Source organism: Wolbachia endosymbiont of Drosophila seguyi (genome assembly GCF_028981765.1).
Lineage (GTDB): Bacteria > Pseudomonadota > Alphaproteobacteria > Rickettsiales > Anaplasmataceae > Wolbachia > Wolbachia pipientis.
Map to the genome: position 1 here is coordinate 1 of NZ_JAPQLM010000082.1, position 14,299 is coordinate 14,299.

Genomic DNA, 14,299 nt, shown 5'->3' on the forward strand with positions numbered 1-14,299 from the left:
TAACTATAGTTAGCCTTTCATAAGTAGCGATGCAACAAAGCCATCCCAGTGTCAAGCACTGGGATGACAAAAAAAGGAGGCTACTCGGATGACAGGAGAAGGTACTGCCGTCATAAAGGAACCAGTTTCAGCTACTTTCATGACATCGTTGTAACATTGTACCATATTACAATTTAGCGTTTTTAGTAACTAAGAAAGTGCTTCCCCCTTTTAGAGCACTGCATATAATAGAATTATATCGCAGTGCATTGCGAAACAAAATTCCCAATACTACAGGAGGCTTTATGAATAAGAAATTTCTCTATTCACCATTGTCAATAAAAAGTATAGGAGAAAACGGTGTATTTTCTGGTTATGCGAGCGTTTTTAACATAGTTGATAAACAAAATGATCTGATATTGCCCGGAGCATTTAAGGAAAATTTAAACAGAAATAAAATAAAACTCCTTTGGCAGCATAATCCTGACGAACCTATAGGTAGTATCATAGATATTTATGAAAATGATGTTGGCCTGTATATAACCGCACATTTACTTTTGGGTATTCAGAAAGCAGAAGAAGTGTATTTGATGCTCAAAACTGGGGCAATTAACGGACTTTCCATCGGCTATATACCTATAGAGTATGATGTTGATCATAAAAGTGGAGCTAGAGTGTTAAAACAAGTGGAATTATGGGAAGTCAGTTTGGTCACTTTTCCTGCAAACTTGGCTGCTCAGGTAATCAATGTGAAAAATCAGAACAATGAACAGGGAGTGTTAGCAAGAGCGATAGAAAAAGCAAATGCTGTACTTGCAGACATGTACATTTCTGCTTAAAGTGTATTAGGCGGGCAAAGACTTTACCATAATTTGACACCTGCGTTAGTATTTGTTTAACATTTATACTAATATATATAACTTTATTACTATTAAAATTTTCTGTAAATTAAAGTTAAAAAATAAGGTAATTTTATGCTAAATATTAATAATAAGGAAAAAAAATACAGCTGGTCTACTGTATTTGCTTGGTTATATCTAAAAACGATTGGACGAATATTGCCCAAGAGATGGAATAGATGGGCAGAAAATATTTTGTACTACGATAAAACTACTGCAAACAATGAAGTTCAAACTGATGCTTTTAAGACAATAGATGGAAGTGTTCAAGTTGACTTAAAACCTGAAGTTGTAGAGAAAGAGAGCCAAAGTGTAGTGATAAACAAAGATGGAGGGGTTCAGACTGATGGAGTAGCATTGATAACAGAGGAAGATGATGAAGCATTAGAAGAACAGCTGGAGGGCATAAATCAGGAATTAGAACTTGAACGTTTACAAAATGCTTCCTTAAAAGAAGAAAATAGAGAATTACGATCTGCAATTGAAGGACTTGAAAAGAGTTATAAGGGACTTACAGAAGATGCAGGCGAACGAGAAGAGGAACTAACCAAATACAAACAAGATAAAAAAGCAATGCAGGATAAAGTTGATGAACAACAGAAAACTATATTTGATCAATACATGATAATAAGAGAGCAAGGGGAAGAAATTGAAGCTACTAGGAAAGATAATGAAAGTCTGCAAGCATAAATAATAGAACTTAAGAGTAGGTTAAAGGACAAGGAGGATAAATTAATTGAATTGAATCAACAATGGCAAGCTAGCAAATTAGTGGCTTTACTTAAATCACAGACTGATAAATTGTGTCAGGCTAAAGACAAAAATACTGAATTAGAAAATAAAGTCAGTGACTTAGGTCATGAAAACAAAGCTCTACGATTAAGTGTGAATACATTGACTGCTCAATTGGGTGAAATGGAGAACTTGGGGAAGCAATTACAAAGTGTTCAAGAATCTAAACAACAATTGGAGATTGATTTAGAAGGTCAATTGAAAGCTGACACTAAGAAACTACAGGAAGCAAAAGAAGGTCAATTGGCTAAAAAGGCAGGTGCAGTGAGTACAGTATCTACTGCAAAATCAACTCTTTCAAAATTACGAAACTTGCCCAATAAGCTTTCTAGGGATAAGGGTCTCAATAACTTTTTATCTGGGAAAAACGAGGAGTTAAAAAAAGGTTTTCCTGAATTTAAAGAGAAACACTTTTGCCATAACGTGCTTAATGAAACTATAAAGTCTCTATCAAATCAAGATGATGGCAAATTTGAAAGCAGTAAGCTGCTTGAATTATTAGAAAGTAATTTGAAACAATCCGCAAGGGAGATCATAGAAGCTAAGGTTAAAGAAGTTGTCAACGAACATTGTAACATTGGAAAAAATATGGGTAAAGAACTACGAGATGACACGTTAAAAGCCAAGTTGTCACCTTCTGTTAGAAAATGCGTAAAAAAATTAGAATTTAACAAACAAGAAGGGGTAAATAAGATTGTAGACTCTATCTTGCACAGCTTTAATAGCAAGAATAATAATAATAACAACTCAGGAGAATTGCTTAAAGAAATTGTTACAGGAAAATTAACAGAGGCTAAAATGAAATGTTTTTCAAATAAGATTCAAGAGTTACAACTGGCATTAAGCATAAGAGATAAATTTTTATCTCCAGATCAGGGAATGTGTAATCAAACTCAAGGAGGAGTAAACGAATATCAATTAACAGAAAAAGCTAAAAAAGAACATATACCTAATTCCTCTATGAGTTCCCCTAATATTGCAAGCATACATTCATTGAACAGTCAGAAAGCAGTTAGAATAGGTTCTTAGCATAAAGCACCAGCTCCTCTTTTGTTAAAGTGTAGGAGCTATCTTCCCAATGTTGTTTTAGCAATTCCAAGTTTCTACCTAAACTTTTTCCTGGCTGGTGACCTATACTTATTAAATCATCGCCAGATAAAGGAAATTTTGGAATATTGAATGTGTTAGCAAATGAAATGTATTCATCAACATTTTCTCCAGACTCAACACCACAAATTTTCACTAAATCACAATATAATTCTCTACCAAATAAAGATATGTATTTTTTTTGCTCTTTTTCTGAGAGTTCTGTTTTGATATCGTTGGATAGTAAAAATAGCAGCTTTTTCTTTTGCTTGTTCGGAAGACGTAAAAATTTGCTTACATATTCTCCAAGACTTAACCTGTCATTTTTTTTAGTAGCCCTAAGGAGTAACGCTAATTTTACTAGTGCATCAGTGCCCAAAAGAAGTGGCGAAGACAGAATTTCGCATTTTACTTCTTTTGGGATAATCTTTTGCAAAACATCAGATTCTTGCATGCTCTTAAGTGTTGGAAAAGGATCATTGCACTCCAGCAATTTAAGTATTTCATCTCTTATTCTCTCTCCAGAGAGGTTTTGGATCATATGCGAATGCTTTTTGCATACGCTTAGTATTTCATCACTCAAATCTCCGACACATATTTTTGCATGAAAACGAAAAGCTCTTAGAATACGTAGATAGTCTTCTTTAATTCTATCTTCAGCGTTGCCTATAAAGTTTAACCTTCGCGCTTTTAAGTCCTCTATACCACCAAAGTAGTCATATATATGGCCATGCTTATCTGCATACAGAGCATTAAATGTAAAGTCGCGCCTTGAAGCATCCGCTTGCCAATTATTGGTAAATTCTACTTTTGCATGCCTACCATCACATTTCACATCATGCCTTAGTGTCGTAATTTCAAAAGACCTCTGATTTAGAACCGCAGTGATAGTTCCATGTTTTAAGCCAGTTGGAACAGTTTTTATATTACGGAGTTTTAGCGCTTTAATCGTTTGATTGGGAAGCAAATTAGTAGCTAAATCGATGTCGTGGACATCACGCTGCAAAATTGAGTCTCTCACACACCCGCCGACAAGCCTAGCCTCACCACCAAATTCCTCTATGGCATCAATAATTAAACTAGTCTCATGGTCAACTTGCATTTAGGTTAGTACGTACTGCAAGTTCATATTATATAAAATGCTTGCAAAAGCCCTATATAAAAATATACAGGGCTATTAAGATTTTACAAGTTGTGGTGCTCGTTGTTGATGAAATGGTTCTGCCATCGATTCCGTACCACATCTTAGTAAACTTGAAGGGTTTTGCTGCTCTATGCGCTGCTTTATATCACTAACGCACTGCCCTACAACATCACCAATTTCTCCATCAGCATTTTCTGCCAATAACTTATCAAATCCCTTTTCAACCTCTGCTCTCTCAGAGATATCCTTTGAAAGGTTACAATATTCTAAGATCTCGTCTAGCTGCAGTTTTTTTGCTAATAGGAAATCTTCTTGTTCTTGCTCTTGTTTAAGTTTGGTTTCCTCTTGCAGTTGTTTTGCTGAACTTTTATTTCTATCAAGCAATGGTTCGAAATGCAATCCGCCTTTGTTTATTATATGCACAGTACTACTATCATCATAATCAACTTTATTGTATTCACCTGCACTTTTTGAACCTGAATTGTCTATTAATTCATGCAAAGACAGATCTTGGTTATCAACAGTCTGGTGCTCTATAACATGTAGCTTTACCTTATACTTTTCACAAAGTATTCTGCCTTCAACGTCAGGATCACCCCACCTACTGTTACGCATAATGTCTGCTGTATAATCATCTACAGTTTCACTACGGTGCTGGCCATTGTTATCATGACTATTGACAATTGCATTTGTAAACCACTTTGGTGGATTCTTTTGCGCAAATTCCCTACAATCATTTCTTAATTTTTCGGCAGTAACTTGCTCTCCTGTCTGTTGTTCTAGACTTTGCCTGAACGAGTCAAAAAAACAGCTTCCATTACCAATTGCTTGTCCTACATAGAAATTGTCAGGGTAAGGGTTACTATTTAAAAGAGTTATTTCTTGCCCTGAGATCCTGGGCCTTTTTATTCCAACCTCAACATCATGAAAGTCACTTGGTAGTTTCCGTTTCTTAGCTGTAGTCATAGTTTTACCTTAATTTAAGCTATATATTACTATACCAACAAAATTGTCAATAAGCAACTAATTAAGTATAGCAGAAATTTTTAAATTATGCAATAGTTATAATTTTACATAGCAAATATGAGTTTTAACTGCGGTATAGTTGGGTTACCAAACATAGGAAAATCAACCTTATTTAATGCGCTTACAGAGTCAAGTGCAGCCGAAGCTGCAAATTATCCTTTTTGCACAATCGAGCCAAATATAGGCAAGATTTCGATAAAAGATCAACGTTTGAAACAAATCGCAGCAATTGCAGGCTCAGAGAAGGTAATCTACAACCAATTAGAAGTTGTAGATATTGCAGGTCTGGTAAAGGGTGCGAGCAAAGGCGAAGGGCTTGGCAATAAATTTTTAAGCCATATCAGAGAAGTTGATGCCATCGTTCATCTGCTCAGGTGCTTTACGGATGACGATATCAGCCATATACACAGTAAAATAGATCCAATATCAGATGCTGAAGTGGTAGAAATGGAATTAATCCTAGCTGATATTGATAGCATAGAAAAAAGGCTTCCTCAATTGGAAAAGAAAGCAAAGCAAGGTGATAAAGAGCTAAAGAGACAACTTGAATTAATGCAAGAGGTATTAGCTACTTTAAAATTAGGTAAACCTGCAAGAAGTTTGGAGAATATCAATGAAGATGAGATGAAGTTGCTTCAATTGCTGACAACAAAGCCCGTTATGTACGTTTGCAATGTTGAAGATACAAATGTTATAACTGGCAATGAATTATCTAAAAAGGTAGAGAGGACGGCGGAGGAAAATAAAAGCAAATTTTATTGCATTTCAGCAAAACTCGAAGCAGATATTGCAAATCTTGATAGTGAAGAGGAAAAACAGAGTTTTTTATCAGAATTTGGCTTACAAGAATCAGGCCTTGATGGAGTAGCGCGTATTATGTATGAAGTGCTGAGTATGATAACTTTCTTTACTGTGGGCACCAAAGAAGCACGTGCATGGCCAGTAAAAATAGGGTCAACAGCCGATAAAGCAGCAGGTGTAATCCACACTGATTTTGAGAAAAGCTTTATAAAAGCAGAGACAATAAGCTTTGCAGACTACATAAAGTATGGAAGTGAATCAGCTTGCAAAGACGCAGGAAAAATTCGCTTTGAAGGCAGAGATTATATCGTGCAAGATGGCGATATAATGCACTTTAGGTTTAATGTGTAGTTTATTATGCAGCCACTTATTTAAAGTTAAGTTTTCTGGATCCCAGTGTCTGGGCACTGGGATGACATCCTCCCTAGCGGAGATTGCTCTCAAACCACAATGTTCGTACAGTAAGCACTGACCACTTTGCTTCAATATTTGCGATGCCCCTGAACAGATACAAAAAATCTATTGTTTTTTTATAAATTAAATCCTAAGGCATTTTTTACTGTAGATTAATCATTTGATTATAGTATCATTTTAATTAAGCTTATGCTTGGGATATTTATGAAGAATATTTTATATTTTATATTATTAGCTGTCGTATTCGGATCACCCATCCTGTTTGCCGTAGAGCAGCTTGAAGAAAAGAAAATTGAATCAGTTCATAAAAACGAAAATGTAGGTGTAAGGAAGCAAGATAGCACAAATCAAAAAGATGAGTTAAAAAGCAACGTCGATGCTAAACAAACACAAGAGGCTGAGAGCAAAAGATTAGACGGCACTACCGATAAAGAGAAACTGCAACACAACGAGAACAAAGCTTTCGTGGTTGAAAAAACTATAAGTGAAGGTGAAAGGATTGATAAAGATTTGCCAAATGACCAGCTAGAAGGAAGCACAGACAAATTTGCTCAAAATTTACCAAATGTGGCCAATAAAGAAGTGAATAAAGATTTGAAACCAGAGCCTTTGCCTTTAAGTGCTGATTTAAATGAGAATACAGCTAACCCGCAAAAAAATCTACAAGCTGATCAGAAGATTGATATAAAAGATAATGAACTTTCAAAAAGTGATGCGAGTCAATTATTAGAGGGAAAAAAAGAAAAAGTAGAGAATCAGTCTGAAGAAAAAAAAGTGAAAGAAACAAACAGTAATTCCAAGGACCGCAATAGAGTAAAACCTATAACTAAAAAAGATGAAGAAGAGCAAAGTGAAAAGAAAAGTTTACAAAAATGGACAAAGCTAAACAGAGAACCAATAAAAGAATGGGGTCATAAAGACATACAAAGCAAGTCAATATATAAACGACAATATGATAGCCTTAATGAGCATCTTCCTACAACTGTGTTTATTGATGATTACAGTAAGCAATTTTTTTACTGCATTAAGAAGAACAACTTAACTTGCTTAAGAGGAGTAATAAGTAAGCTAGAAAAAATTGGATTAACAATTCAAGAGATACTAAGGTTTAGAAATAAATTGGGTGATACTCCTCTCATTTATTCAGTTAAACAAGGTGAGGTAGACATAGTGCGCTTTCTCTTATTACAAGGTGCTGATCTTAGAGTAGTTAACAATAATTTTCAATCCCCAATTGATATAGCAATCGAAAAAAAGCAGATCAATATAATAAATGCGATTGCCGAAATGATGCCACATCTTTTGGAGGATAGAAAAATAGACAATAAAGAAAGCTCAGCAATGTACGATTGGGCTGTGAAAACGAAAGAAATACAGTGCGATAAGCAAGATGATTAGATTTTTGATATTAATTTTAGTTGGTCATTTATGTTATGGAAACGAAACAAATGATGAAAAAAATCAGATTAGTGATTTTTTAAACGCTTTGCGTGATGCAAAATACGTATCTTACAGTAAAAAAGACTTTGCTGAATTTTTGGTGCAGTGCCACAAAGAGGGCGTGCCAGAAGATTTTAAGAAAGGTTTTGGTTCTAACTTAAATGGAGCTAATTTTAACCAACTGTACCTAAGTAAATCTGTTTTTGATGGAGTAAGTCTGATTGGTGCCGATTTTTCTAACACCGATTTATCCGATGTGTCTTTCATTGATGTTGATTTACGTGGTGCTAATTTTTCCAATGCTAATTTACATGGCATTAAAATAAAAGGTACAAATTTGAGTTTTACAAAATTTGTTTCTGCAAACTTAACAGATATCGTATTTGATCAGTCTAATGTTAGTTATGCTGATTTTATCAGTTCCGATCTCAAAAAAGTAAGTATGCACAACGTAATTGGTTTGCATACTAATTTCTCGAATGTGAAAATGAATTTCTCCAACTTATCAAACTCGAATGTTAGCCACGTAAATTTTAGTGATAGTGAAATAAACGATACTGTTATGCAGAAAAACAACCTTGATAATGCAAGTTTCTTTGGAGTGGATGCATATAAATTAAAGATACAATTTTCTTCATTAAAAAATGCTAACATATATGGTGCAGAGTTAAAAGAATCAGACTTTACAGGTAGCAATCTTTCCGATGCTTGCCTTAATTCTTCTATCATAATTAACAGTAACTTCGACGAAACTGATTTAAGCAACACACAAATTTCCTATGTGAATGACGATAATTCAAGTTTTGTTCAATCTATACTAAATGGTTCCAAGATAAAACATGCATATGTTTCTGAAACAAATCTTCATGATGCTGATTTATCCAATATTGATTTTAGTTTTAGTGAACTGCATCAAGTTAATGTCTCTAATGCTGACATTCGTCACGGAAAGTTTCATAATACTAAAGTTGCAAATTCTAACATGAATGGCTCATTTTTTGACCATTCACTATTCACCTATGTGAAGATAGAAGATTCAGACCTTTCTACAACTTCAATGTATAAGATAAAAATCCAAGACTCTCAAGTTTATAACAGTACACTTTCTCGCCATAATATTGATTCCAGTGAAATAGAAAATTCAACATTCTTTAATTTATTAGCTGATAATTCGAGTTGGTCCAATTTAAAAGTAACTAATTCAAATTTTATTGAAAGCGATTTCAGATCTTCTTTGCTTCACGCTAATGCCTTTAGGAAAACTAGTTTTTTTCTTAGCAATTTGAGTAATTCAACAATTAGTGATATGTCTTTTCACTCTTCAAGCATATATAAAAGTTCAGTTGCTGATGTTCATTTAACAGATTGCAAGTTTGATAATTCGATTTTGATTGACAATCAAGGACAGAAAAAACTTGCAGGGTTAGAAAATGCTATAACTTCAATTGGAGATTTGCAAGAGAAAATATCACAGGGTGAAAAATTTAATGTAAATTATTCTTACTTTGAATTTAAGAATATGAATTTAGAAAATGCCGATTTTTCTAATTCAACATTGAGTAGAGCAAAGTTTGTAAACGTTAATTTGAATAAGGCAAATTTTGAAAAAACCGATTTGCGCTATACTGTCTTTGATAACTCTTCTCTCATTGGCACCAACTTATCAAATTCTAATTTAGAAGGTTCTAGCTTTTTAAACTCTGATCCAAAAAGCACCATGTTAAAAAATGCAAAGAAAAATGACCGTAAAAAGTGAGGGCGTATTATTGGTTCTATCCTCCCCTTCTGGAGCTGGAAAAACTACTATATCAGCAAAATTACTTGAGCAATCAACTAATTTAGTTAGGTCTGTTTCTATGACTACACGCAAGCCTCGCCCCGGCGAAATAAATGGAAAAGACTATTTTTTCGTTACCGAAGAAAAATTTCACGAGTTATGCAAAGCTGGCCAAATGCTTGAATACGCCAAAGTTTTTGAGAATTTTTATGGTATACCAAGAGATTTTATAGAGCAAAACCTGAGCAGTGGAATAAGCGTTTTACTCAGCATAGACTGGCAAGGAGCATTTCACTTATTCAAGCTCATGAGAAAAAAAGTTGTGAGTGTTTTTATACTTCCCCCTTCAATGGAAGAGCTTAGGTTGCGTTTGCAAAAGCGTAATAGTGATGATGCAAGCGAAATAGAGCGCAGATTAGCCGAAGCTCAAAAAGAGATAAGCAAACGTGATAAATATGATTATGTAATAATCAATGATGATATTGATAAAAGTGTAGAAGAGATAAGCTCCATACTAAATAAAGAAAGACTTAAAAAACTAAAAGAAAAACCAAGTCTGGAAGACTGATAAAAACATCAATTTGGATATTTGCAGCTATAGTTTCTTATCCTATTTTAGCCAATAGCACATTTCACAGTTTAGCTATATTTATTATTTTTTAAGATTAAATGGTTAAAATAGTAGCAACTGTTCAAGTGAGGTTTAACTATGACGGCAAATTTTCTCACAGAAATTAATTTTCTGCCTTTCCACCTATATTTTGATCACATATACAACGTTTAGCTCAATTTAAAAGTCAAACTTCTTGGTTGTTAGTTTAGTGCTGACAACTTAAATAGCTTTTAATATTGAGGTTTTAGTATGGGTATAGATATAACTGCACTAACTACTAATGCAGATAAATTAGGTGAATGCATAGATAAAAATAAAAAGCAAGAGCAGGATAGAAAAGACGAGCAATTGTATGGCATTATAGAGAGAAAGGTAAAAAAAGAAGAACACAAGCGTGAAAAACCAAGAGGTCAAGATGGAACCCTCAAGAAGTGTAAAAGGTTATTTGAAAAAGATGCTAGTCCTGAAGTATTAACTAAATTAGAAGAATCACTTAGAGAACAAGAAAAATATTATAGGTATTATGTCCAATGCTTCCTTCCAGTGCTAGATAAAGCAATAGAACGATCGAAAAAAATATCAAATGAAACAAAAGAGCGAGTAAAGCAAGCAATTTCAGAAATTACTTATAATAGCAAATATTGTAACCAAAATGATCGTAGGGACAGTGGAATTGAAAGTGACTACAGTAGCGATGCTGGTGATGATTATGAGAAACATTCAATCAGTAACCCTAATACAGCAAATGAAGATCAAGAAGTAGAGAAAAGCAACGAAATAACAAATAGCAATGCTCTATTACTAAAAGCGATCAAAAATGGAAATAACAGGAAATTTGAAAAATATCTAAAAGATTGTACGGATATTAGCAGCATAAAAGATGAAAAAGGAAACAATATTTTACACCTTATCGTATCGTTGGAAAAGAAACAGAAACGCAAGTTTCTAGGTATTCTAATAAAAACGGTCACCAAGAAAGATCTAGCACAACTCATTAATAGTGAAAATCAGACCCCTCTTCAGGTGGCACTAATTAACAAGATAACAAAAGAAAAACATGAGTCTCACACAATCCAAGATAACGATAACACACTTAAGTTTCTTACAAAATTGTTAGAGCATGGAGCCAGCCATGATCAGTTAGAATTACCTGAGGAAAGCTTAAAAAAATTGTCTAAGGGGCAAAATGAATACTATTGTAAATTTTTAAAGAAATTAGCTAAAAAGGCTGAGCTAAAGCAGGAAATAAAAATCAAGACAGAAGCAAAAGTTAAAGAAATTGTGGCACATACTGTAAACACTCCAAATAGTAATAGTGATTATCCGTTACATTTAGCAATTAAAAATAATGATAAAGAACTTTTTAAAGAACTATTGCAAGAGGTGGCGAACATTAGCCTTGAAGGTGCAAATAAAAATAATGCCTTACACCACATTGCTTTACTTAAAGGAGAATATAAAATCAAATATTTGAAGTTAATATTAGATTTTGAAAAAAAAGGAGTAATATCTTCAGAAAAATTGCATAAGGCTATAAACGCTCAAAATAAAGATGATAAATATCCAGCGCAAGTTGCTTTAATTAGACAAACAGAGAAGATACCTAGTAAGTTAAAAGACTTTTCTAGGTGGGTTAGATCAAGGCCCACAAAACATTATTATACTGCTGAATTTTGTGCAGAATTGTTACAAAATGGTGCTGAGAATAAAAGTGACCATATAACAATACCTAAAGAGCATCGTAAGCAAAAATATTATCAGACTACAAAAAGAATCAAAGATATAACAGGTGTTAGCCCTGACCCAGAAACACAAGAAGAACTTGAAGAGCATTTTTCTAAGAAGAATGCTCGTAAGAATATAAGTCTTCCAGTAAAATGGATACTCGGAGGTTTAATTTTTGCAACAGTATTTAGTGCTTTAGCAGGAAACATGATAGCTGCAGCCGCTTTATCGGTGACCATAGCGGTTTGTGCAATGTGTTACCCTATTTACTTAAAGTTAGAAAATGCTCTTAATGCTAGAGCATCAGATCAATCAGAGCATACAGAAAACCCAGCTACTAAAATGAGCGATGTATCAATACTACGTCAATTCATGAATAAGCTAGATGGGCTGACTAATAAACCCTCTTCTCTGGCGCTATGAAATCAATCTCACCGCTCAGAGTTTTTTCAGCCACTTTTTTATAATCAATTTTTACGTTAATTTGCCCTTTCTTTTCTTCAAGCCACGCTATAGTGTGCTTCATCCAGTTTTTGTCATCACGTTCAGGAAAGTCTTCACGAGCATGTGCACCTCTGCTTTCCTCCCGATTAGCTGCGCATTCCATGGTAATAACCGCTTGTGGGATCATGTTAGCAAGCTCCAGCGCTTCAACTAAATCACTGTTCCACATCATACTGCGATCCTCAAGTGAAATATCAGGCATCATTTTTGCTACCTTTTTTATAGCTTTTTTGCCTTCTTCTAAAACTTCAGCAACACGGAAAACTGATGCGTATTTTTGCATAGTGTTCTGCATTTCACCGCGTATTTTTGCTACTTTTAGCCCACCGGAAGCAAATCGCATTTTATTAAATCTATCTACTATCCAGTCTGTGCAGTCTGAATGCAATTTTTTATGTGGTGTACCGGACTTTAGCTTCTCTTTTGCTCTGAGCGCTGCAGCTCTACCAAAAACCACAAGATCAAGAAGCGAGTTAGAGCCAAGTCGATTTGCACCGTGCACAGAGACACACGCAGCTTCTCCAATTGCAAATAGCCCATCTACTACCTCTTCCTTACCTTGCTTCAGCGTGATCACTTCTCCATAATAATTGGTTGGAATGCCACCCATGTTATAGTGAACAGTCGGAATGACCGGTATTGGATCTTTAGTGACATCAACTCCAGCAAAAGTTCTTGCGGTTTCGCTGATGCCCGGCAATCTGAGTTTTATTACTTCCGGATCAAGATGCGCTATAGTTAAATACATATGATCTTTTTTTGGTCCAACCCCCCTTCCCTCTCTAATTTCAATTGTTATTGCGCGACTTACCACATCACGGGAAGCTAAATCTTTTGCTTTTGGTGCGTAACGTTCCATAAACTTCTCGCCCTGAGAATTAACGAGGTACCCCCCTTCACCACGGCATCCTTCTGTCATCAAGCACCCTGAGCCATATATTCCTGTTGGATGAAATTGTACAAATTCCATATCTTCAAGTGGTAATCCAGCCCTTACTACCATGCCATTACCATCACCTGTGCAGGTATGCGCACTTGTTGCAGAGAAATAAACACGTCCATATCCACCTGTTGCTAGCACCACTCTATGCGCACGAAATCTATGTAATGTGCCGTCGCATAGCGACCAAGCAAGAACTCCGCAGCATGTTTCGCTATCCATAATTAAATCAATCACAAAGTATTCAACAAAAAATTCAGCGTTGAATTTAAGACACTGCTGATATAGAGTGTGAAGGATTGCGTGCCCAGTCTTATCTGCTGCCGCACAAGTGCGCTGCGCTGATTTTCCTTTACCAAAGTGAGTTGTCATTCCACCAAAGGAACGCTGGTATATTTTGCCATCTTCTGTACGAGAAAAAGGTACGCCAAAATTTTCAAGTTCAATAACAGCTTTAGCAGCGTTTTTACACATATATTCTATTGCATCTTGATCACCAAGCCAGTCTGAACCTTTTATTGTGTCATATGCATGCCAGCGCCAATCGTCTTCACCGATATTACCTAAAGCTGCACTAATTCCGCCTTGTGCTGCAACTGTATGACTTCGTGTAGGGAAAATTTTAGAAATGCAGGCAACTGAAAAATTAGTTGCAGCCATCCCAAGCGTTGCTCTGAGCCCTGCTCCACCTGCACCTACTACTACCACGTCATACTCATGTTCTATGATCTCATACGCTGACTTATCCATATTTACTTATTTTATCATTACAGGCTTATGATATCACAGAAGTAGAAAAAATCTATACAAGTTTTCTATAGTTAAGACGTCATGCCGCCGCGGCGCTAACAAGTAGCGGGATGACAGCAATCCTACGTCATACCGCCGCAGTATCTCAGCCACGAACACGTAGCGGGATGACGAGCTTATTGTCATGCCGCCACGAACCGTCATACCGCGATTCATTCGCGGTATCTCTAGATCCCGCTAACAAGCAGCGGGATGACGATTGTCGTTTAGCTATAAACATTAAGGAATTTACCAAACGAAAAAAAAGGCAAAAGAAGCCCCGTGGTTATTATCCGCTTTAAAATATTGGCGTTTTTTATGTTTTAAACGCTTGACAAGCGAAATTCAGCTGCTTTTAATTGCAACTAAC

General features: G+C 35.3%; 12 protein-coding genes. 9 read left to right on the forward strand and 3 right to left on the reverse strand.

Annotation, left to right across the window (positions count from 1 at the left end; translation table 11 throughout):
• Positions 1 to 284: 284 nt before the first annotated feature.
• From OZD62_RS01575 to OZD62_RS01585, 3 genes are all read left to right on the forward strand, one after another.
• Positions 285 to 818 carry an HK97 family phage prohead protease gene (locus OZD62_RS01575; RefSeq protein WP_070357044.1) on the forward strand — a complete coding sequence of 178 codons (534 nt, stop codon included), beginning with the start codon at positions 285 to 287 and terminating at the stop codon, positions 816 to 818.
• A gap of 135 nt (positions 819 to 953) precedes the next feature.
• A complete protein-coding gene (locus OZD62_RS01580; protein ID WP_275019289.1) occupies positions 954 to 1,568 on the forward strand; it encodes a hypothetical protein in 615 nt (204 codons plus the stop codon).
• A gap of 51 nt (positions 1,569 to 1,619) precedes the next feature.
• Positions 1,620 to 2,699 (forward strand): hypothetical protein, encoded by a 1,080-nt coding sequence (locus tag OZD62_RS01585; protein ID WP_275019290.1) that lies wholly within the window; start codon positions 1,620 to 1,622, stop codon positions 2,697 to 2,699.
• Here the strand turns inward: OZD62_RS01585 and OZD62_RS01590 are convergent.
• Both OZD62_RS01590 and OZD62_RS01595 read right to left on the reverse strand, forming a co-directional pair.
• The gene (locus tag OZD62_RS01590; RefSeq protein ID WP_275019291.1) at positions 2,683 to 3,858 is read right to left on the reverse strand and encodes a CCA tRNA nucleotidyltransferase; all 1,176 of its coding nucleotides are present in this window, start codon (positions 3,856 to 3,858) and stop codon (positions 2,683 to 2,685) included. The genes OZD62_RS01585 and OZD62_RS01590 overlap by 17 nt on opposite strands.
• A 75-nt stretch (positions 3,859 to 3,933) precedes the next feature.
• The gene (locus tag OZD62_RS01595) at positions 3,934 to 4,866 is read right to left on the reverse strand and encodes an OTU domain-containing protein (RefSeq protein ID WP_275019292.1); all 933 of its coding nucleotides are present in this window, start codon (positions 4,864 to 4,866) and stop codon (positions 3,934 to 3,936) included.
• 117 nt (positions 4,867 to 4,983) lie between these two features.
• Here OZD62_RS01595 and ychF point away from each other — a divergent pair, with 117 nt between their 5' ends.
• From ychF to OZD62_RS01620, 6 genes are all read left to right on the forward strand, one after another.
• On the forward strand, positions 4,984 to 6,078 hold the full coding sequence (gene ychF / locus OZD62_RS01600) for a redox-regulated ATPase YchF (protein ID WP_275019293.1): 1,095 nt from the start codon (positions 4,984 to 4,986) through the stop codon (positions 6,076 to 6,078).
• Positions 6,071 to 6,199, forward strand: coding sequence for a hypothetical protein (locus OZD62_RS06150; protein ID WP_348994354.1), 129 nt, complete (start codon positions 6,071 to 6,073; stop codon positions 6,197 to 6,199). The genes ychF and OZD62_RS06150 overlap by 8 nt, the downstream gene beginning before the upstream one ends.
• A gap of 146 nt (positions 6,200 to 6,345) precedes the next feature.
• A complete protein-coding gene (locus tag OZD62_RS01605) occupies positions 6,346 to 7,539 on the forward strand; it encodes an ankyrin repeat domain-containing protein (protein ID WP_070356816.1) in 1,194 nt (397 codons plus the stop codon).
• Entirely contained in the window at positions 7,532 to 9,337 is a 1,806-nt protein-coding gene (locus OZD62_RS01610; protein WP_275019294.1) for a pentapeptide repeat-containing protein, read from the forward strand. Before OZD62_RS01605 ends, OZD62_RS01610 begins: the two co-directional genes overlap by 8 nt.
• Positions 9,321 to 9,926 (forward strand): guanylate kinase, encoded by a 606-nt coding sequence (gene gmk, locus OZD62_RS01615; RefSeq protein ID WP_022626283.1) that lies wholly within the window; start codon positions 9,321 to 9,323, stop codon positions 9,924 to 9,926. Before OZD62_RS01610 ends, gmk begins: the two co-directional genes overlap by 17 nt.
• Positions 9,927 to 10,220: 294 nt before the next feature.
• Positions 10,221 to 12,119 (forward strand): ankyrin repeat domain-containing protein, encoded by a 1,899-nt coding sequence (locus tag OZD62_RS01620; protein WP_275019295.1) that lies wholly within the window; start codon positions 10,221 to 10,223, stop codon positions 12,117 to 12,119.
• On the opposite strand, the gene sdhA is transcribed toward OZD62_RS01620, so the two are convergent.
• The gene (gene sdhA, locus OZD62_RS01625; RefSeq protein WP_010962592.1) at positions 12,091 to 13,890 is read right to left on the reverse strand and encodes a succinate dehydrogenase flavoprotein subunit; all 1,800 of its coding nucleotides are present in this window, start codon (positions 13,888 to 13,890) and stop codon (positions 12,091 to 12,093) included. The two genes, OZD62_RS01620 and sdhA, sit on opposite strands and share 29 nt — an antisense overlap.
• Positions 13,891 to 14,299 lie beyond the last annotated feature (409 nt).